This is a genomic window from Mediterranea massiliensis, assembly GCF_900128475.1.
In the GTDB taxonomy this organism is placed as follows: domain Bacteria; phylum Bacteroidota; class Bacteroidia; order Bacteroidales; family Bacteroidaceae; genus Bacteroides; species Bacteroides massiliensis_E.
In genome coordinates this window covers 363541-385115 of sequence record NZ_LT635839.1, presented here as the reverse complement: position 1 = coordinate 385115, position 21575 = coordinate 363541, and the positions used below count along the sequence as shown (strand labels likewise).

Annotated in this window: 13 protein-coding genes, 1 tRNA gene and 2 pseudogenes; 10 read left to right on the top strand and 6 right to left on the bottom strand. The window is 51.8% G+C overall.

Annotated features, from left to right (window positions below):
- Positions 1 to 854: 854 nt before the first annotated feature.
- A pseudogene (locus BQ7483_RS17935) lies at positions 855 to 1073 on the top strand (conjugal transfer protein TraG); the annotation flags it as partial.
- Positions 1074 to 1165: 92 nt separating this feature from the next.
- Here the strand turns inward: BQ7483_RS17935 and BQ7483_RS15085 are convergent.
- From BQ7483_RS15085 to BQ7483_RS15075, 4 genes and pseudogenes are all read right to left on the bottom strand, one after another.
- Positions 1166 to 1807: an NYN domain-containing protein gene (locus BQ7483_RS15085; RefSeq protein WP_018712107.1), complete on the bottom strand. Its 642-nt coding sequence runs from the start codon at positions 1805 to 1807 to the stop codon at positions 1166 to 1168.
- 183 nt (positions 1808 to 1990) lie between these two features.
- Positions 1991 to 2116: pseudogene (locus tag BQ7483_RS17625) on the bottom strand (RteC domain-containing protein); the annotation flags it as partial.
- Positions 2117 to 2140: 24 nt separating this feature from the next.
- A complete protein-coding gene (locus tag BQ7483_RS15080) occupies positions 2141 to 2512 on the bottom strand; it encodes a hypothetical protein (RefSeq protein ID WP_072546454.1) in 372 nt (123 codons plus the stop codon).
- Positions 2509 to 3738 (bottom strand): site-specific integrase, encoded by a 1230-nt coding sequence (locus BQ7483_RS15075; protein WP_072546453.1) that lies wholly within the window; start codon positions 3736 to 3738, stop codon positions 2509 to 2511. Before BQ7483_RS15075 ends, BQ7483_RS15080 begins: the two co-directional genes overlap by 4 nt.
- 295 nt (positions 3739 to 4033) lie before the next feature.
- Between BQ7483_RS15075 and BQ7483_RS15070 the strand changes: the two genes are divergently transcribed.
- The 8 genes from BQ7483_RS15070 (at position 4034) to BQ7483_RS15035 (ending at position 16331) form a co-directional block, all read left to right on the top strand.
- A complete protein-coding gene (locus BQ7483_RS15070) occupies positions 4034 to 4636 on the top strand; it encodes an RNA polymerase sigma-70 factor (protein ID WP_022021800.1) in 603 nt (200 codons plus the stop codon).
- A gap of 145 nt (positions 4637 to 4781) precedes the next feature.
- Complete coding sequence (locus BQ7483_RS15065) at positions 4782 to 5798, top strand: FecR family protein (RefSeq protein ID WP_235847379.1); 1017 nt, start codon at positions 4782 to 4784, stop codon at positions 5796 to 5798.
- A 17-nt stretch (positions 5799 to 5815) separates the two neighbouring features.
- Positions 5816 to 9226: a TonB-dependent receptor gene (locus BQ7483_RS15060; protein ID WP_072546451.1), complete on the top strand. Its 3411-nt coding sequence runs from the start codon at positions 5816 to 5818 to the stop codon at positions 9224 to 9226.
- Positions 9227 to 9250: 24 nt separating this feature from the next.
- Positions 9251 to 11050, top strand: coding sequence for a RagB/SusD family nutrient uptake outer membrane protein (locus tag BQ7483_RS15055; protein WP_022021797.1), 1800 nt, complete (start codon positions 9251 to 9253; stop codon positions 11048 to 11050).
- An 85-nt stretch (positions 11051 to 11135) separates the two neighbouring features.
- Positions 11136 to 12524, top strand: a complete 1389-nt coding sequence (locus tag BQ7483_RS15050) for a sulfatase (RefSeq protein WP_072546450.1) — start codon at positions 11136 to 11138, stop codon at positions 12522 to 12524.
- A gap of 277 nt (positions 12525 to 12801) precedes the next feature.
- Positions 12802 to 14844, top strand: coding sequence for a beta-glucuronidase LacZ4 (lacZ4, locus tag BQ7483_RS15045; RefSeq protein ID WP_022021795.1), 2043 nt, complete (start codon positions 12802 to 12804; stop codon positions 14842 to 14844).
- Positions 14845 to 14961: 117 nt separating this feature from the next.
- Positions 14962 to 15855, top strand: coding sequence for an EamA family transporter (locus tag BQ7483_RS15040; protein ID WP_235847378.1), 894 nt, complete (start codon positions 14962 to 14964; stop codon positions 15853 to 15855).
- A 68-nt stretch (positions 15856 to 15923) separates the two neighbouring features.
- Complete coding sequence (locus BQ7483_RS15035; RefSeq protein ID WP_072546449.1) at positions 15924 to 16331, top strand: hypothetical protein; 408 nt, start codon at positions 15924 to 15926, stop codon at positions 16329 to 16331.
- Positions 16332 to 16378: 47 nt separating this feature from the next.
- On the opposite strand, the gene BQ7483_RS15030 is transcribed toward BQ7483_RS15035, so the two are convergent.
- Positions 16379 to 16449: transfer RNA gene (locus BQ7483_RS15030), tRNA-Gln, on the bottom strand.
- Between the two features lie 227 nt (positions 16450 to 16676).
- Here BQ7483_RS15030 and BQ7483_RS15025 point away from each other — a divergent pair.
- A complete protein-coding gene (locus tag BQ7483_RS15025) occupies positions 16677 to 19928 on the top strand; it encodes a S41 family peptidase (protein ID WP_072546448.1) in 3252 nt (1083 codons plus the stop codon).
- Between the two features lie 287 nt (positions 19929 to 20215).
- Here BQ7483_RS15025 and tyrS read toward each other — a convergent pair whose 3' ends face one another.
- The gene (gene tyrS / locus BQ7483_RS15020) at positions 20216 to 21511 is read right to left on the bottom strand and encodes a tyrosine--tRNA ligase (protein ID WP_072546447.1); all 1296 of its coding nucleotides are present in this window, start codon (positions 21509 to 21511) and stop codon (positions 20216 to 20218) included.
- Positions 21512 to 21575 lie beyond the last annotated feature (64 nt).

Sequence of the window (21575 nt, the reverse complement as noted above, 5' to 3'; positions counted from 1 at the left end):
GCTTTTCTGTTTCCAAAAGCCTGTGAGAGTACCAGCGGTATAGGCAGACCTTTTCTTTTCATTGATATGATACGCCTTCCCTTGTCGGCTGGTCGGACCGCAGGCAGGTCGGATGTCCGACCTGCCTGCGGATAGTGGCATTTCCTTCCGTCCGTTTGTTCGACAGACTTGTTGGCGGATGAAAATCCGATGAATTGATGATTTAATGGCATAATGCACTGACGCCAGAATGATATACATTCGTCATCGTTTCATCAAACCGCTCGCCCAAAGAAAAGTGATGTAGAGTGCGGTATGTCCTTTCTTTTTTCATCACCCCGATTCTCTTGTTGAAAGGTTGATGGAGACGTAAGTTGCTGTTTCTCTTTATGTGTTTATATATACTTTCATCATCTCATCAAAATATCAGAATTTTTCCAGCTGTGTTTTGTTTACCGTGTAGTAACGTCCTATTCCCCTTATAGGTGAATAATGACAATCCCGATTTACAATCCTGTAGAGAGTTGTACCTACGCAAATGATTTCTTTTTTCTTCATATTTTTGATACAGGTTTTAGTGCTGCCTACATTCTGTCGGCAATGGATTAAACATGGTTGCAAAGCTACGGAAGTGTCGGTAAAATCTTGATACGCAAATCTATGCGGAACGGCGCAAAATAGGTCATGCAAAAAGAAAATGCAGTATAAACGGATGGCTCTTTCAGGTAAAAGGAAATAAAAAAGCCCGAAGTCGTGGAATATGCACGTCTTCGGGGACTGGTTGTTGCAGATAATTACAGATTGACTGACGCACTGATTTACTGATTCAATGACTTCATGTCGTCACTACGTCAGATTAAACCGTTAATCATCCAATTGTAGTCGATGCCGAGAAAGTGAAGCGTGAGGAACAGGCTTACCGGTCTATACCCGTCATCACGGACTTTACAGATGCCGGCGGCAACGACCGCATGAAGGAGATGAACTAGGATAACTACAACCGTATCCGTGCCGAGGTCCGGCAGATTGTCGCTGACGAGTTGCAGCGCATACAGTCCGACCCCGAACTGCAATACCTCTTGCAGAACAAATAGAAATATCATAGACGAAAAGAAAAATCCGTAATACGACTAGATATTCCAGACTGTATTACGGATTTTCCTTTTTTATAACGCGTATTTCTGATTCAGATTGACTGAAAAGCCTTCCATTTCTTAGGTATCTGTAAATCAAAGTTTGCCTTTCCAAGATGTACCACATCAGGTAAAAGACATTGCCTGAAACGAGTTTCATATTGTTTCATATGGATAGGCTTACCCATACCCATAGTAGCAAGATTACTGGAGTACTGGTAAGGAGGGAAATATACAAAAACCTTTTGACAAGCTTCTGTTGCAAGTTCGATAGCAGGTATCATGTCACTATCAGCTGATACTACAATGGATATATCACAATTCTTCTGATAGGCATCTGCTACAATCTGTGTAGCTATTCGTACATCAGTTTCCTTTTCCTCATGGGTATGAATAACATTTCCGCATTTGAAACAGGTTATAGATTTTTTCAGATACTTACCCAATATCAACTTGAATTTTGGATTTTCTCTATTGGCTTGAAAAAAGGCATTCTGGCGAAGACTTTGGTCTATATCATCAGGCTTTGCCGAAAAATACTTGACGGCAACAAGCTCCTGATTCGGACGCATGAACATCTCGAACAACTTGACTATATCAAGCCAGTAATATTTCTTCCATTTAGCGTTGCTCTTCAGTCCGAAATAGAAATTGAATCCGTCAATATAGACTATAACGCGTTGTTTTTGCTCCATATTCCAATTGTATATATAAAAAATAAGCCACCTTTTTAGGGGTGGCGAGCCTTAGTATTTTCCACCTAAGGGCGATATTGTATTGCAAAAGTACAATTTATATTTGATAATACAAATATAGTAGAAACTTTTTTTATTTTTTTCGTAATAAATCAAGGCGGACTTATCGCTTATTTTCTTGCTTCACCGCCTCTTCCGTTCCGCCTTCTCGTCCCGCATCATCCTGCGGTTCAGCCGTTCCACCGCCCTGTCAAAGAAATACGTCCGGCTCTCGTTCTTCCGCCGCTTGATGTCCGCATGGGTATTGTAGTGGCTGAACATAAAAAGTTCATTCTAACATTCATTCGACATCCTGTTATTCATTGACACCAGCAGGACTTGTTTTTCTTTTCGGCGGCACAATCTTTCCAGCAGTGCATTGCGAACCGTTGCGGCACCTGACGTGTCAATGCGGAAAGCGAGTGCCACCACCATCGGCAAGGCATACATGTCCGCGTAATAGCCGTTGGGTAGCTTGATACGTTTTTCAGCTTCAAGAGGATTAAAAATTCCACACTTGTACACGTCACGAATGGCGGCACGGAGCGTCGGGGCGATTACCCCGAACAGCTCTACTAGCTCCATTTCATTCATCCATATATTACCTGTATCGGATGGTATGGTAATTCTACCATAGCTATCCGTTGTGATTATTTCACGTTTCATATCCCTGCCATTTTCACGTTTCCGAATGATTTGCTCAGTTTGTCGCCCAGCATCGTGAGGTCATTATCCAATTTCTGTACGGTTATCTTCGCATAGATTTGCGTGGTCTCAATGTTCGTATGCCCCAAAATACGGCTGACGCTCTCAATTGGCATCCCTTTGCTGAGAGCCAGGGTCGCAAACCCGTGCCTTGAGCAATGAAAGCTGATTTTCTTGGTGATGCCGCATTCCTTTATCATCTTTCCCATACGCTTGCATATTGACCAATAGTTGAGATTGGGAAATACAAGATTGTTTTCCTGAAAAGCCTTGTAACGCTCAATTATCTGCAAGGGAATATCCAGCAGCTTTACCTGAAACGGTACACCCGTCTTGTGTCGTTTGGAAATAATCCATTTCTCACCGTTCACTTCCACAATCTGGTCATTGTTTAATTCCTTTATATCCACGAATGACAGGGCGGTAAAACTGGCGAAAACAAAAATATCACGGAGATAGGAGTTCTTGGGGTCTTTGAACTGAAATTCCATCAATGTTTTTAACTCATTCTCCGTCAGATATTCACGCTCTTTCGTGTTCGGGCTTATATGGAACTGGGCAAACGGATTCCTCGGTATATGTCCGTTGAAATGCGCCCGCATCACCACACCTTTCAGCCACATGCAGTTTTCCCATATCGAACCGTTGTGCAGTCCGGCTTCGTTGGAAAGGAACACGGCGAACTCCTTGATGAAGTCGGGCGTAAGTTCAGGCATGGAGATGTCGTTCCGCTTGTAATGTGACCTGATGAATGCCGCCACATGGTTTCTTGCCCGTACCCTTGCCATATAGGTTGCCCTGCCCCTGTCTTTTCCGACACGCTTCTTGAACACTTCATTTTCCTTGTCGAAAGCACCGAGCAACGTTTCATACTCACCGCCCAATCCCTGATAGGCATTGCGTACCATTTCTGCCGTTACATAGGCTTCACGGTCGGATATACGCTGGTAATGCTTGATGATTTGAGCCTTGATGTTGTCAAGCGCAAGATTGGTTTCCCTCGCTTCCATACTCTTGCCCTTTGCCTTGTTCCCTTTGGCATCCCAAAGCTCTTTCGGGATAGTCCGCTTGCAGCTGAACTGTGCTACCGTACCATTGATTGTAACTCGTCCCATGATGGGGACAATTCCGTTCTTTTCCTTACTGCCGTTCACGTAGAACAGCACCTTGAATGTGCTTCTTGCCATACTCGTTTCTTTTTGGTTGCAAAACTATAAATCAACGAGTTACCTATTGATAAGCAAAACTGCGCAGAACGCCGCAAAATGAAACAGGAACTGTTAAATCTGCACTTTCATCGGGTAATGATTAGGAAACCGTTCTTTTGCTTTAATCTGCTTTAAGACGGTTTTCAACTGTCTGCCCAACTTCTGCATTTTTCCTCTAACTCCCTAATTATCAAATCCTGTTGCGTTAATCTGCTGCAATTCGGCGGATATTCCGAAGTTTTTCCGTAAGTTTGCATAAAAGTCATTGAACAGAATGAGGCAACAAGAGATTTCTGAAGAGATAGTGGTTCGACTGAACAGGGGCGACATGAAGGCATTTGACGCTATTTACCATGCCTACTACCTCTACTTGTGCGCCGTCGTGACCTATTACGTGCATGACAGGAACGTGGCCGCCGAGCTGGTGAACGATGTCTTTGTCGGTGTATGGCGCAACAAGGAGCGCGTGGCCTGCCCGGTGTTGCCTTACTTGAAGCGGGCGGCCCAGAACGCGGCTGTCAGCTACTTGCGTTCCTCCCATTTTAACGAGAGATTGCTGACGGACCACGTGGAGGAAATCTATGCCTATCTGGAAAAGCGCATCATCGCTACGGACAATCCGCTACATGCCTTGGAAGACAGTGAGATGGATGCCCTCATCCGGGCGGAAGTGGAGAAACTGCCACCTCGATGCCGTGCCGTGTTCCAGGTCTGCCTCTATGAGGGCAAAAGTTATGCCGAAATAGCCGACGAACAGCAGCTCAGCGTGTCTACCGTAAGGGGGCAAATGCGCATTGCATTGAACAAGCTGCGCGAAGCCTTGGGCACGCCGTGTATGATTACGGTGCTGATGATGCTTCATGAGTGTTGGCAATGACGCCCCTGCCTCACACACCTGGGCAGAATGCGGCGGATGAGGCTTTCCGAGATAAAAATGCCTGGGTTACGCAAAAAAAATGCTTTTCTTTTAAACGTTTTTCTGTAGTCTGCGTATATAACTGTATATGGAAGACAAAAACAGCATGAATATAGAATCACGAATTGCGGATTTCCTTGCGGGACAATGTTCTGAAAAGGAACGGCAAGAGCTACAGACTTTGCTGGAGCGGGATGAGGAAGCGGCGCGGCTGATGCGGCGCATGTCGGCCGTGTGGGCCCTAGCTTCCCTGCCGGTTTTCGTCGGTAAGGAAGAAGAGAACCTGAGTAAAATCAAGCGGCAAGTTGCTTCAGAGAAACCGAAAGCCATGCGGATTTCCGGCCGGCGGAGGCGGATGGTGGCATGGCTCGCGACGGCCGCAGCCGTGGCACTGCTGCTGGTGAGCAACACCTTGTGGTATCATCACTCCGAGGAACTGACACGTGCCTACATGGCTGCGGAGACACCTTACGAAATCAAGGTGCCGGCAAGCTCGCGGACCAAGGTAACACTGCCGGACGGATCTGTCGTGACACTCAATGCAGGTTCTACGTTGAGATATGCCAGAAGCTTCGGCATTGACAATCGTAATATCTGGCTGGACGGAGAAGGACTCTTCGAGGTGGAGAAAGACAAGGAAAGACCTTTCACGGTCCATACGGAAGACGTGCAGGTACAGGTATTGGGAACAGTCTTTGACCTCTGCGCTTACAGTGGCGACGAGATGGTGACAGTGGCTCTGGTGGAAGGATGCATCGCCATGAAGACCCCTCGAGGCACGAGGCTGGAACTGAAGCCAGACGAGATGGCAAGTTATGACCGCCGGACGGGGAAAGTGGTGAAAGCCAGGACGGACGCGCGAAGAGTCGGTGACTGGACGGATGGCGGGTTGACCTTTGACAATACCCCATTTGAAGACATCGCCCGAAAACTGGAAAGAAAGTTCCAGCTGAAAATACACATTGGAAGTGAACGCCTGAAGAGAGAATGCTTCTCGGGATGCTTCGACCGCGATCAGGGACTGGACGACATCCTGCGGGAAATCAATGTGGACGGACGCTATACTTGGCACAGGAAGGATGGTACAATAACCATCATGGACAAAGCCAAACATTCATATTAACCATTAATCAACATTCCATGAAACTAAGAAAAATCGTCGTGGCGTTCCTGCTGGTTTGGGCAGGAAGCTCATGGGCGGGATTACCGCTGGAGGCCCAGGACCAGGGCCGGAAGTTCACCGTCAGGGTGGAAAACGTGACCATGAAGGAAGCTATTGAGGCAATCAAGGAAAAAGGTGATTATTCGTTCCTGATACGGAACAAGGATATCGACCTTACAAGAAAAGTTACGGTAGACGTCAATGAGGGCACCGTAGAAGAGATGTTGCGCCAGATGCTGGCAGACACCGACATACGCTATGAAGTGAACGGCAACCGTATCGTAGTGTTCCACTCGGCACCCACACAACAGGCGCGGGGTTCGTTCGTGCTGAAAGGTAAGGTCGTAGACGTACACGGTGAAGCCGTCATAGGTGCCAACATACGGGTGGTGGACGGCACGGGAGGTACCATTACGGACGTGGATGGCAACTTCAGCCTGGAGGTGAAGCCAGGTGACCGTATCACTGTTTCTTACATCGGCTACGCTTCGACGGAAATGGCCGTGGGCGATGGACAGCCTATCAGTGTGACGTTGCACGAGGACTCGCGCATGATAGATGAAGTGGTGGTCGTAGGCTACGGTGTACAGAAGAAAGCTAACCTGACAGGCGCAGTTAGCAGTGTGAAGATGGATGAGGTGCTGGGCAACCGTCCTGTCGTGTCGGTGAGCAACGCTTTGATGGGCGCCATGCCGGGTTTGCAGGTGACAGGTACCTCTGGACAACCAGGTTCGGAACTCTCTTTTAATATTCGTGGTACGAACAGTATCAATGGTGGTAGCCCGCTGGTGTTGGTGGATAACGTGGAGATGGACATCAATATGCTGGATCCGAATGACATCGAGTCGGTAACGGTGCTGAAGGATGCGGCAGCTTCGGCCATCTACGGTGCGCGGGCAGCCTTCGGTGTCATCTTGGTGACGACCAAGAAGGGCAGCGAGGACAAGCGGTTGACCATCAACTATTCGAACAACTTCTCGTTCAGTACACCGATGAACATGCCCAAGAAAGCAAGCCCCATGGAGACCGTGCAGGCTTACAAAGACATGGGTTGGAATGGCACATACCGCACGGGTGAGGACATCGATACGTGGCTGGGTTTCTTGGAAGAATACCGTCAGAACCCGGGCAGCTATCCGGAAGGATATGCCGAGGTGGACGGCATGCGCTACCAGCTGGCTGAGACTGATCTCTTCGATGACATGCTGGAGACGGGCTTCCAGCAGACGCATAACCTAGCCGTGAGCGGCGGAACGAAAGGCTTGTCCTACCGCATGTCGGCCGGTATGGTGAGCCAGGACGGTGTAATGGTGACGAATAAGGACCGTTTCAAACGTTACAATATCTCGTCTTACATCCGTTCGGATGTCTATTCGTGGATTACGCCGGAGCTGGACATCAAGTACACCAATATGTCTTCTTCCATGCCCAACTCGTCGGCAGCCTATGGCATCTGGGGTGCGGCGGTGGCTTTCCCGTCCTACTTCCCGCTGGGCGAGGTAGAAACAAGCGACGGTGCCCTGTTGCCTGTCAACAGTCCGCGCAACCAGATCATGTTAGGAGCACCTAAACTGAACGACCGGGATAATGTCCGTATTTTTGGGAAGGTGACCATTACACCCTTCAAAGACCTGAAAATCATCGGCGAATATACGTTCAACCGGAAGGATAAGGAAAGTACGACCAATATCAACAAGTTTGACTATGCCAACGGCAACAGTAACTTCAGTCAGGAGACATCCACACCTAACTCAAGCTATGAGGTTGGCCGCGAAACGACTGACTATACCGCACTTAACTTTTACGGCACGTATGCCAAGACCTTCGGCAAGCATGATCTGACCGTCATGGGAGGCTTCAATCAGGAAAGCAGCTCTTACCATTACGTATGGGCACAACGCTTAGATATGATTAACGAAGACCTGCCGTCACTCTCGCAAGGCACGGGTGAATACAAGAACTCTGAAAGCTTCTCAGAATACAAGGTACGTGGCCTGTTCTACCGTATTAATTATGACTTTGCAGGCAAATACCTGATAGAGACCAACGGGCGCTATGATGGCTCGTCGAAGTTCCCGTCAGATAGCCGCTTTGGCTTCTTCCCTTCCGTATCGGCCGGATGGCGCGTCAGTGAGGAAGCGTTCATGGATTGGAGTGACTCTTTCCTTTCCAACCTGAAGTTGAGAGGATCGTGGGGAAACATTGGTAACCAAAGCGTGGATCCCTACCAGTTTGTGCCTGCCATGAGCGCCGCCAATCCCAACTGGGTGGTGGACACGACCAAACCGACTACGCTGCAGCCGCCCGCATTGGTGAGCAACTCTTTCACCTGGGAGAAAGTGAGCACGCTGGACTTCGGCTTTGATCTGGGACTCTTCGACAACCGCCTGAATGCCACATTTGACTGGTATCGTCGCGATACGAAAGGTATGTTGGCGCCGGGCATGGAACTTCCTGGCGTATTGGGAGCCGATGCTCCGACTCAAAATACGGCCGATCTTCGTTCCAAAGGATGGGAAATCTCGGTAGACTGGAACGACCGCATAGGTGACTGGAGCTACTACGTGGGCTTCAACCTCTATGACTCGCGCACGCACATTACTAAATATAATAATGAGTCTCAGCTGCTGGGAGATAGATATTACCGTGAAGGCATGGAGTTGGGCGAAATCTGGGGATATGACACTGACCGTTTTTATACGGTGGACGATTTTGAAGAAGGCACGTTGCAGGCTGATCTCACGGGCGGCACCCTGAAACCGGGCATTCCCAAAGTGGAAGGATACAACCCTAATCCGGGCGATGTGCTCTATGTGGACCACAACGATGACGGCATCATCAACAACGGCGACAATACGGCGCTGAACTCCGGTGACATGCGCATCATCGGCAATAACACCCGCCGCTATCAGTACGGCATCCGCGGCGGCGCAAGTTGGAAAGGGATATCTCTTTCTTTCATCCTGCAAGGCGTGGGCAAGCGCGACCTTTGGATTATGAACGAATTGTTCTATCCGCAATATGACCCTTACAGCACTATCTTTAATACGCAGCTCGACTACTGGACCCCTGAACGTACGGATACGTATTTCCCGCGTCTCTATACGCAGGCAGCAGGCAACTCGGCTGCCAACCGCATGACGCAGACGCACTTCCTGCAAAACGGAGCTTACCTGACGATACGGAATATCAGCCTGTCATACACGTTCCCTAAACAATGGCTCAACCCTTGGGGCGTGCAAGGCTTGCAAGTGTTCTTCAGCGGTGAAAACCTCTTCACCTTCGATCACCTGCCGAAGGGGCTCGACCCCGAACGTTCGGCGGAGTATCGCGGTTTCAACTATCCGTACCTGCGCCAGTTCTCGTTTGGTATCAACCTGACTTTATAAACCCTAAAAAACGACAGACAGAATATGAAAAAATATATTATGAGCATAGGTATCTGCCTGTGCATGGCATCCTGCCTCAACGACGGCTTCCTGGACGTAGATCCCAAAGACAGACAGACGGAAGCCACCGCCTTCAGTACTTACGACAATTTCAAAACCTACGCTTGGGGGCTGTATAATATCTTCTATGGATATGGTAATGATCAAAATATGAACTATTTCGAGGATGAATATAATGCTGATAATATGATACGCGCCGTCAGCGGCTTCGAAAGTCAGTATGCCTACCAGACCGCACGAGTAGAAGCGACGGATACGGAACACTGGGATTACAAATATATCCGGAGGGCTAACCTGATGTTGGACAATATTGATGGCTCGTCTTTGACGGAGACGGAGAAAGAGCACTGGCGCAGCGTGGGCTACTTCTTCCGTGCCTACAAATATTTCATGATAATGTCCGATTTTGGTGATATCCCTTGGATAGAACATGTGCTGACAGATGAGAGTCCCGAGCTGTACGCTCCCCGTGATTCGCGCGACCTAGTGGCAAAGAACATTCTGGAAAATCTCCAGTATGCCGCACAACATATCAAAGCCGAAGGCGATGGGGAAAATACCATCAACGCCGATGTGGTGAACGCATTGATTTCCCGTTACGGCCTCTTTGAAGGCACTTGGCGGAAATATCACGGACTACAAGATGCGGAAACTTACCTTCGCGCTAGCGTAGAGGCTTCAGAAAAGGTGATGGCCAATTATACTACCCTGCATACGCCTTACGATGAGTTGTTCAATTCGGAAGATCTATCAGGAGTGGAAGGTATTATTCTTTACAAGAAATACGAGACCGCTCAATTGTGCCATGGCCTTACCCGTATGGTGCGTACTGGTGAATCGAAGATAGAGATGACCAAAGATGCTGTGGATAGCTATTTGTGCAGCAATGGTTTACCCATTGGCAATGTTAATAGTCAATATGGAGGTGACAAGGATGTCTATGCCCAGTTCACGGACAGAGATTATCGTCTTTACTTTACCGTATGCCCGCCTTATCGGGTAAACCTTACGGGCGCGGCGGCTACGTCTACCGGTTATGAGTTGACCGGAAATGCTCAAGATGAGCAGTTCATTAACCTTATGGCCCAAATCTCTGGCGAAACTTACCATCGCCTGCCCACACTCAACTTCAAGGGATTCTATGTGAAAGAGCAGCCTCACTTCACTTCCTATAACTGGAGTACGGCATGGAATGCTTCTGAAATGGGCTTCTGGATGTGGAAGTACTACAACATCCACACGGATTGCACCAACGCCACTGGTGTAAATACCACAGACGCACCCTTGTTCCGCCTAGGCGAAATCCTGCTGAACTATGCTGAAGCCAAGTGGGAACTGGGTGAGTTTGACAACAGCATAGCTGACTTGACCATTAATAAGCTGCGTCAGCGTGCCGGTGTGCAGCCGATGAACGTGGACGTCATTGGCGCCGATTTCGACCCGGCAAGAGATCCAGACGTGGATCCTGTCTTGTGGGAAATCCGCCGCGAACGTCGTGTTGAGTTGATGGGCGAAGGTTTCCGCTTCGATGACCTGCGGCGCTGGAAGAAAGGTGAGTACCTCAACAAGCAACCTCTCGGTGTCTACGTGGCTGATCCGTCTTACTACAACAATGCTGTGAAAGTCAATGCCGACGGTTACGCTTGGTTCTTCAACGAACCGTTAGGATGGCTGGACAAATATTACTTGCGTCCCATCCCGCTGAATCAGCAGGCGCTCAACCCACAACTGGGCCAAAATCCTGGCTGGGAGAACGAGAATTGATGTTTTTTCTTAATTTTATTACATCAATTTCTGAATGGCCATGAGCGTATTGAGACCATATACTCTGCTTTGCTCCGCCCTGCCGATGCTTTTTGCTTCGGCAGGGGCGGACGCCCAGGAACAACGTATGAATGTTCTCTTCCTGATGGCGGATGACATGCGCCCCGAACTGGGCTGTTACGGAGTGGAAGAAGTCAAAACTCCCCATATAGACCGTTTGGCAACCGAGGGAGTCGTCTTCCGCAACGCCTATTGCAACATCCCCGTGAGTGGCGCCTCGCGCGCCAGCTTGCTCACTGGTATCTATCCCCGTTATCCGGATCGTTTCATTCACTTCTCTGCCCGTGCCAGTAAGGACTGCCCCGAAGCCATACCGATCTCCGGATGGTTTACCCGCCATGGCTACCATACTGTGTCCGATGGCAAAGTGTTCCATCACATCGAAGACCATGCTGATTCGTGGAGTGAGCCACCTTTCCGCACTCATCCGGATGGATATGACGTCTACTGGGCGGAATATAACCGTTGGGAGTTGTGGATGAACTCCGAATCGGGTCGTCACATCAATCCGCGTACTATGCGGGGACCTTTCTGCGAACAGGCTGAAGTGCCGGATACCGCTTACGATGATGGCAAGCTGGCTCTGCGCGCTATCCGCGACCTGACTCGGTTGAAAGACTGCGGAAAACCTTTCTTCTTGGCCTGCGGTTTTTGGAAACCCCATTTGCCGTTTAATGCTCCCAAAAAATATTGGGACCTTTATCCACCTGGATCTATATCGCCTGCTCCGGATCGCTTCCGTCCTGAAGGGCTGCCACACCAAGTGAAGAACTCTGGTGAAATCAATGCTTATGCTTGTGTGGGAGACCCGACGGACACGACTTTCCAGCAGCAGGTAAAGCGAGGTTACTACGCTTGCTTGAGCTATGTGGATGCCCAAATAGGCAAGGTTCTCGATGCCCTCGACTCATTGGGATTGGCAAACAATACCATTGTCGTACTGCTGGGCGACCATGGGTGGAACCTGGGTGAACACAACTTTATTGGGAAACATAACCTGATGGACCGCTCCACGCATGTGCCCCTCATTGTCCGTGTACCGGGTATGCAGAAAGGCGACTGTCGCTCCATGGTGGAATTTGTCGACCTTTACCCCACTTTGTGTGAACTGTGCGGCCTACCTATGCCCGACGGACAACTGGACGGCAAGAGCTTTGCCCAAGTATTTCAAGACCTGCAAGCGCCTACCAAGTCTTGCGTCTACATCCAGTGGGAAGGGGGTGATAACGCTGTGGACAACCGTTTCAGCTATGCGGTATGGATGAAAGACAGTTTGCGGGCGGCCCACATGCTCTTCGACCACCATATTGATCCGCAGGAAGACCGCAACCGGGCGGATTTGCCGCAATATGCCGATGATGTCAGGCGTCTGTCTCGTTTCATCCGGCAAGTCAAAACTGAAAATATTCCTTGATATATAGTAATAAATAAATGTCCGCAAGAAGCCAATGTCATTCCGGCGAAAAGATGATGACTAAGTACTGACGAGTTCTAGAATAGGTGGCACCTATTCCTAAAAAAGGTGGCACCTATTTATAGAAAAGGTGGCACTGATTTCTACAGTCCTCCTATGCAATACTTTGCCGACTCCGTACCTTGACATGGCTAAGTCGCAGGATAGACGATGGAAAGTCCAGAAGAAGACTTGGCTTCATGCGGATATTCATTAGTAATATTTAATCCCTGCTCTCATGCGCATTTTTCATTTTCTCTTGGCTGCCTGGCTCCTGCTATCCGCCACAGCCTCAGCTCAGCGTCAGGACATCTTGCTGGACAATCAGTGGGATTTCCGTTTTTCGCATCAGGTAGAAGGCAAGACCATCCGTGTTGATTTGCCGCATACCTGGAACGCCCAGGACGCCCTTTCCGGCAAATTAGATTACAAACGCGGCATCGGTAACTACGAACGCCGTGTTTTCATTCGTCCCGAATGGGAAGGTAAACGCCTTTTCCTTCGCTTTGAGGGGGCGGGCAACGTGGCCGATGTTTTTATCAACCATCGTCACGTGGGTCAGCATATAGGTGGTTATGGTGCTTTTGTGTTCGAGATTACCGACCGGGTAATTTATGGGAAAGACAACTCCGTACTCGTGCGTGTCAATAATGCCGAACGCCTTGACGTGATGCCCCTCGTGGGGGACTTCAATATGTATGGCGGTCTCTACCGTGACGTTCATCTCATCGTCACCGATGAAGTCTGTATTTCTCCCCTCAACTACGGTTCGCCCGGCGTACGCTTGATGCAAGACAGCGTATCGCATGAGTATGCCGCTGTCCGCGCTTTGGTAGATCTTTCCAATGGCACGTCTCAACCGCAGAAGGTGGAACTGAAATTTTGCCTGAACGATGGCGGTAAAACGGTCCGTGAGCTTCGGAAAGAACTGACCCTGCCCGCAAACAGTACCGTTTGCGATACTTTGCGCTTCGATCTTGCCAATCCACACCTGTGGGATGGCCGGCGCGATCCCTTCCTCTATCAGACTGAAGTAACCCTCACACGGGGAGGTAGCATTACAGACTGCGTCATTCAGCCCTTGGGGTTGCGTTTCTTTCACATCGACCCTGACCGAGGCTTCTTCCTCAATGGACGACACATGCCCCTTTACGGTGTATGTCGCCATCAGGACCGTCCGGAGATAGGCAACGCCCTGCGCACTTGCCATCATGATGAAGACGCCGCCCTCATGTTTGAGATGGGTGTCAACGCCGTACGCCTGGCTCATTATCCGCAGGCTACGTATTTTTACGATCTCATGGACCGTTACGGCATTATTGTGTGGGCGGAAATTCCATTCGTGGGCCCCGGCGGGTATGCCGACAAAGGCTTTGTAGACCTGCCCGACTTCCGTGCTAACGGTAAAGAACAACTGAAAGAACTCATTCGCCAGCATGGCAACCATCCGTCCATTTGCGTATGGGGGCTTTTCAATGAACTGAAAGAGACTGGAGACAATCCTGTAGAATATGTTCGTGAACTTAACGACCTGGCTCATCGCGAAGACCCTACCCGTCTTACCGTCTCCGCCAGCAATCAGTCCCAAGGCAGCCTCAACTTTGTTACCGACGCCATAGCGTGGAACCGTTATGACGGTTGGTACGGAGGCACCCCTGCCGACTTGGGCCGCTGGCTTGACGAGACCCACGGCGACCATCCGCAGCTTTGTATTGCTATCAGTGAATACGGTGCTGGTGCCAGTGTCTACCATCAGCAAGATACTTTGGCCAAACCTCAACCTACTGGTACCTGGCATCCGGAGAACTGGCAGACTTATTATCACATAGAAAACTGGAAAACCATTTCTTCCCGGCCTTACTTGTGGAGTAGTTTCGTATGGAACATGTTTGACTTCGGAGCCGCCCATCGTCATGAAGGCGACCGCCCCGGCATCAATGACAAAGGTCTGGTCACTTTCGACCGCCGCACGCGCAAAGACGCTTTCTACTTCTACAAAGCCAACTGGCGTCCCGATGAGCCCATGCTCCATCTGGCCGAGAAGCGTTGCGTCCTTCGCACGCGTCCGCAGCAAACGTTCATGGCCTTCACCACTTGTTCTCAGGCGGAATTGTTTGTCAATGGGAAAAGCTATGGGAAAGTTGCGGCCGACGCATATGCCACTGTACGCTGGGAAGGCGTCACTCTGCAACCAGGCCTCAACGAAATACGGATAGAGGCATCCGCGGGCAAACGCCAGATCTTGACGGACAGCATGACTTGCACGTATCAGCCGCGCTGACAGTGTAGGTCCGATGAAAGACAAAGGAGGACGTGCCAAAATGAATGAGGGCACTTCCTCCTTTATTCGTTTTTTTCTGTAATTTTGCGGCCTGAAATTTTTAGCCAATATACAGAAATGATAAAGACCCTCAGTAAAAACGCCATTATCGGTTATCCGACCGGTGTCATCACCGGCATCACGTATGGATTGAACCCCTTGTTTGCTGTTCCGTTGATGAAGGACGGGGCTTCGATTGAGTCTATCCTGTTCTTCCGTTATGCTATTGCCGTGCTGTTGCTGGGGGCGTTCCTGCTGTTGCGCAGGCACAGTTTCCGGGTCACGTGGAAGCAGGCGTGCGTGTTGCTCGTGCTGGGTTTGCTTTATACGACCAGCAGCCTTACCTTGTTCGAGGCATACAGGTACATCGCTTCGGGGCTGGCTACGACCATCGTGTTCCTCTATCCTGTGCTTGTGGCCATTATCATGGTCTTCTTGCGGGTAGTTCCTTCATGGCCGGTATGGCTTTCCATTGTCTTGACGTTCGCGGGAGTGGTCATCATGACGCAGGGCGATTCGTCGCAGGCGGTTCATCCGGTGGGGCTTCTGCTTTCTTTCGCTTCGGCTTTGGTCTATGCGCTGTTCATTGTCATCATCAACCGCAGCAAGGTCATCGGGAATATTTCGAACAGCCTCCTCACGTTTTATGCGCTCTCGGTCGGCACGCTTGTCTTTTGGGGGAAGATTGCGCTGTCCGGCGCGGGGATAATGACCGGACTGACGGGGCACCTGGCCTGGCTGAACCTGGTGGGGCTGGCGGTGCTGCCCACCATCGTGTCCACCGCCACGCTGGCTGTGGCCACCCGAAACATCGGGGCGACCAAGGCATCGGTGCTCGGCGTCTTCGAGCCCGTCACGGCCATCCTGGTGGGGACGGTGGTCTTCGGCGAAGCGCTCACGACCAACATCGTCGTCGGCATTGTGATATCGATAGTCGCCATCACGTTCATGATTGCCATGACCAAGCGATAGGTTTCATTTTGACACTTTGACGCGCCGACCGCCTGAGAATCGCCTGTTTCGCCCCGAAGGACAGGCCGATGCAAAAGAACGAAGCGCGGACGGCCTTATCCGCTATGCTTCAACGCAATAGCGAAATCCTTACAAAAATTCTGGAAGAAAAACGGAGCGAAAAGCCGCCCTTTCAGGCTTTGGAAGTCCAAAAACGACGGCTCCGAAGCCCGAAAGCGGGGAAAACAATGCCTTTTCCCTCGGAAAACAATGCTTTTATCGAGGGAAAACATCCGATTTGTCGAGGGAAAACCTGCACGCTGCCGAGGGAAAACATACACGTTGCCCCGCTGAAACAGACGTTTTCCTGCCGAAAGACGGCGCAGGAGGGCCGTTTTCCCTTCCCGTTGGGACGGATGGAGAAAAGAGGGTGTCAGCCCAAAGCGTGTTTTCCTGTCACTTTGTGCCCGTTTCCGCCCGAAAGCATGACATGCTGAAAAACAAAAGCTCCGACATTCGCGGGGAACATCGGAGCCTTTGCTCGTTGGACTACCAGGATTCGAACCTGGACAAACAGAACCAAAACCTGTTGTGCTACCATTACACCATAGTCCAAACTTCAGGTGCTTTCTGTTAAAAAGCGGTGCAAAGATAGAGGTTTCGGTGATACTTTCCAAATATTCAACTGCTTTTTTGAGGCAGATAGCCGATTTTGTTTATCTTTAGATAAGCCAGGCTACACCTTGGAAGCAAAAAGCCGAAAACTTTGTTTTCGCTTTGCGCTTCTCTCGGTTTACACTATCTTTGCTCGTCAGAATAATACATCAATACCTTTTTAGAAAATGAAAAAATTGACATGTTCCCTGCTGCTAGGCCTCACGGCCGCGGCTTCGGCCTGGGCGGGCACTCCGCTCTGGATGCGCGACGTACGCATCTCGCCCGACGGCTCGCAGATCGCCTTCTGCTACAAGGGCGACCTCTACAAAGTGAATGCACAGGGAGGCGAAGCCGTAAGACTTACGTCGCAGGCCTCCTACGAATCGTCGCCCGTGTGGTCGCCCGACGGCCGTCAGATAGCCTTTGCCAGCGACCGCGAAGGCAATATGGACGTCTATGTGATGCCGGCCGACGGCGGAAGCGCACGACGCCTCACCTACAACTCGGCCTCCGAAGTACCCACGGCCTTCTCGCCCGACGGCAAGAAAGTTTATTTCAACGCCGCCCTGCAGGACCCCGCCGCGAGCGCCCTCTTCCCCACTTCGGCCATGACGGAACTCTATGCCGTGCCCGCCGACGGCGGACGGACGGAGCAGGTGCTGGCCACGCCCGCCGAAGCTGTCTGCTTCCTGAACGACGGCAAGGGTTCCTTCCTCTACCAGGACCGCAAGGGCTTCGAGGACGAATGGCGCAAGCACCACACGTCGTCCGTCACGCGCGACATCTGGCGCTATGACGCCGCTACGGGCCGCCACACCAACCTGACCAACCGCGCGGGCGAAGACCGCAACCCCGTCCTCTCGGACAACGGCACGGAGGTCTACTTCCTGAGCGAACGCGACGGCAGCTCGTTCAACGTGTGGCGCATGGGGCTGAACAACCCGCAGGCCGTGCTGCCCGTCACCACCTTCAAGACCCACCCCGTACGCTTCCTCTCGCAGGGCAAGGGCACCCTCTGCTATACCTACGACGGCGAAATCTATACGCAGACCGTGGGCGGCAAGCCGCAGAAGGTGAAAATCAGCCTGACGGACGATGATACCGACGCCGTGGCCCGCTTCAACTTCGCAAGCGGAGCCACTTCGGCCACTCCCTCGGCCGACGGCGAACAGGTGGCCTTCATCATCCGCGGCGAGGTATTTGTCACCTCGGCCGACTACGCCACCACCAAGCAGATTACCCATACCGCAGCGGCCGAAGCCGACGTCTGCTTTGCCCCCGACGGCCGTGCCCTGGCCTACGCCAGCGAACGCGGAGGCAACTGGCAGCTCTACTTGGCCAAGATAGCCCGCAAGGAAGATCCCAACTTTGCCAACGCCACGCTGATAGACGAGGAAGTGCTGTTGCCCTCCACCACCGTGGAGCGCACCATGCCCGCCTTCTCGCCCGACGGTAAGGAGCTGGCCTTTATCGAAGACCGCAACCGCCTGATGGTCCTTAATCTCGAGACGAAGAAGGTACGCCAGATTACCGACGGCTCCACCTGGTACAGCACCGCAGGCGGCTTCAACTACCGCTGGTCGCCCGATGGCAAGTGGTTCGCCCTCGAATTCATCGGCAACGGCCACGACCCCTATACCGACATCGGCCTGGTGAGTGCCGACGGCAAGGGCGAGATCTTCAACCTGACGGGTAGCGGTTATTTCAGTTCTTCGCCCCGCTGGGTGATGGAAGGCAACGCCATCCTCTTCAGCACCGACCGTTATGGTATGCGTAGCCATGCTTCGTGGGGCTCGCTGGAAGACGCCATGCTGGTGTTCCTCAATCAGGACGCCTACGACAAGTTCCGCCTGAGCAAGGAGGACTATGAACTCCAGAAGAAAGAGAAGGACGAGGCCGAAAAGGACAAGAAGAAGGAAGACAAGGAGAAAGACGGTGACAAGGACAAGAAGGACAGTGAAAAGAAAGACGACGTGAAAGCCATCGAAGTAGAGCTGGACGGCATCGAGGACCGCATCGTGCGCCTCACGCCCAACTCCTCGCGCCTGGGTGACGCCCTCCTCTCGGCCGACGGCGAAAGCCTCTACTACATGTCGGCCTTCGAAGGCGGTTACGACCTCTGGAAGATGGACTTGCGCAAGCACGACACCAAGCTGCTGAAGAAGATGGACGCCGGATGGGCTTCGCTCACGTTGGACAAGAAGGGCGATAACCTTTTCATCCTGAGCGGGCGCAGCATGCAGAAGATGAACACCAAGAGCGACAAGCTGGAGCCTATCACCTATAAGGCAGAGGTGAAGATGGATCTGGCCGAGGAACGTGCCTATATGTTTGACCACGTCTATAAACAGGAGAAGAAGCGTTTCTACAACCTGAACATGCACGGCGTGGATTGGGACAAGATGTCGGCTGCCTATCGCAAGTTCCTGCCCCACATCAACAACAACTACGACTTCGCCGAACTGCTGAGCGAATGGCTGGGCGAACTGAACGTGTCGCACACGGGCGGACGCTATTACCCGTCGCTGACTACCGATGCCACCGCCAGCCTGGGTCTGCTCTACAGCTGGACCGACCGCGGCCAGGGTCTGCTGATAGACGAAGTGGTGGAGAAAGGTCCCTTCGACACGGCCCGCTCCAAGGTGAAGGCCGGCGACCGCATCGAGAAGATCGACGGGCAGACACTGGACGCCAAGACCGACATCAGCCAGCTGCTCAACGGCAAGGCGGGCCGCAAGACGCTCGTCTCCTTCTACAGCCCCGCTACGGGCCAGCGCTGGGACGAAGTGGTGAAACCCATCAGCAGCGGCGCCCTCAACAGCCTGCTCTACCGCCGCTGGGTGAAGCAGCGTGCAGCCGACGTGGAACGCTGGTCGGGCGGACGCCTGGGCTACGTACACATCCAGTCGATGGACGACGGCAGCTTCCGCAACATCTACTCGGACATCCTGGGCAAGTATAACAAGTGCGACGGCATCGTCATCGACACCCGCTTCAACGGCGGCGGACGCCTGCACGAAGACATCGAGGTGCTGTTCAGCGGCAAGAAGTACTTCACACAGGTGGTACGCGGACGCGAAGCCTGCGACATGCCCAGCCGCCGCTGGAACAAGCCCAGCATCATGCTGCAGTGCGAAGCCAACTACTCCAACGCCCACGGCACGCCCTGGGTGTACAGCCATCAGAAGCTGGGCAAGCTGGTCGGCGCGCCCGTACCCGGCACCATGACCAGCGTGTCGTGGGAAACGCTGCAAGACCGCTCGCTGGTATTCGGCATCCCCGTCGTAGGCTACCGCCTGCCCGACGGTTCCTACCTGGAGAACACCCAGCTGGAACCCGACATCCTGATACTCAACAGCCCCGAGAGCATTGTCAAGGGTGAAGACACGCAGCTCAAGACGGCTGTGGACGAACTGCTGAAGGAGATCGGCAAGTAAAACAAAAGCTTTCAGGCACGGATTGCACGGATTTTCACGGACAGACTTCATACGCTTGTCCGTGTTTTTCCGCGCAATCCGTGCCTGAAAAGTATCACCCCCTGACACAGTGCTTCCTGAGGTCGTGACACAGTGCTGCGTGAGGGTGCAACGAAGCACTGCATGAGGGGGTAACGAAGCACTTCGTCAGACCCTCAGGAAGCACTGCGTGAGGACGGCATGAACCGTACAAAAAAAGGAAGGCCCGTGGGGTCTTCCTTTCTTTATCTATAGAATGATGTATCCGCTTATTTCGCGATGATCAGATAATAGTTCTTCTTGCCGCGCTGAACCAGCAGATATTTGTCGTCCAGCAGGTCGGCAGTAGTGATTACCTGGTCGAAAGCCGTCAGCTTCTCTTTGTTCAGCGAAACGCCGCCACCTTGTACCAGCTTGCGCATCTCGCCTTTCGAAGCGAATACAGCCGCATTTTCGGTAAACAGGTCTACGGCCTTCACGCCGGCAGCCAGTGCGTCGCGCGACACTTCGAACTGAGGCACGCCTTCAAAGACGGACAACAGCGTCTTTTCGTCCAGTTTCTTCAACGCTTCGGACGTACCGCCGCCGAAGAGGATGGAAGAAGCCTCCACAGCCGCATTGTAGTCGTCCTCGGAATGTACCATGATGGTCACTTCCTTGGCCAGACGCTTCTGGAGCGCGCGCAGGTGCGGAGCCTGACGGTGTTCTTCGATCAGCGCCTCGATTTCTTCCTTTCCGATGGAAGTGAAGATCTTGATGTATTTCTCGGCATCGGCATCGCTCACGTTCAGCCAGAACTGGTAGAACTTATAGGGAGATGTATAGTTGGGATCCAGCCAGATGTTTCCGCTCTCAGTCTTACCGAACTTACCGCCGTCAGCCTTCGTAATGAGCGGGCAGGTCAGCGCATATACCTCGCCGCCATTGGTACGGCGGATGAGCTCGGCACCTGTCGTGATGTTGCCCCACTGGTCGCTGCCACCCATCTGGAGCTTGCAGTTCTTGGTCTCATACAGGTGGAGGAAGTCGTAGCCCTGCAGCAGCTGGTAGGTGAACTCCGTGAACGAAAGTCCGTCGCGGGCCTCGCCGTTCAGACGTTTCTGCACGCTGTCCTTGGCCATCATGTAGTTCACGGTGATGTGCTTGCCCACCTCACGGGCGAAGTCGAGGAAGGTAAAGTCCTTCATCCAGTCGTAGTTGTTCACCAGTTCGGCATGGTTGGGAGCATCGGAGTCAAAGTCCAGGAACTTGCTCAACTGCTTCTTGATGCACTCCTGATTGTGGCGCAGAGTCGCTTCGTCGAGCAGATTGCGCTCCTGCGACTTGCCCGAAGGGTCACCGATCATACCCGTAGCGCCACCGATCAGCGCCAGAGGCTTGTGGCCGCAACGCTGGAAATGACGCAGAATCATCACACCGCACAAGTGTCCGATGTGCAAAGAATCGGCTGTAGGGTCGATACCCAAATAAGCCGTTACCATTTCTCCTTTGGACAATAACTCTTCCGTTCCCGGCATCATCGTGTGGAGCATGCCACGCCATCTTAATTCTTCTACAAAATTCATCGAATGATATATAGTTTAATGATTTATTTATAGTTATAACTGCCGCAAAAGTACGACCTTTCTT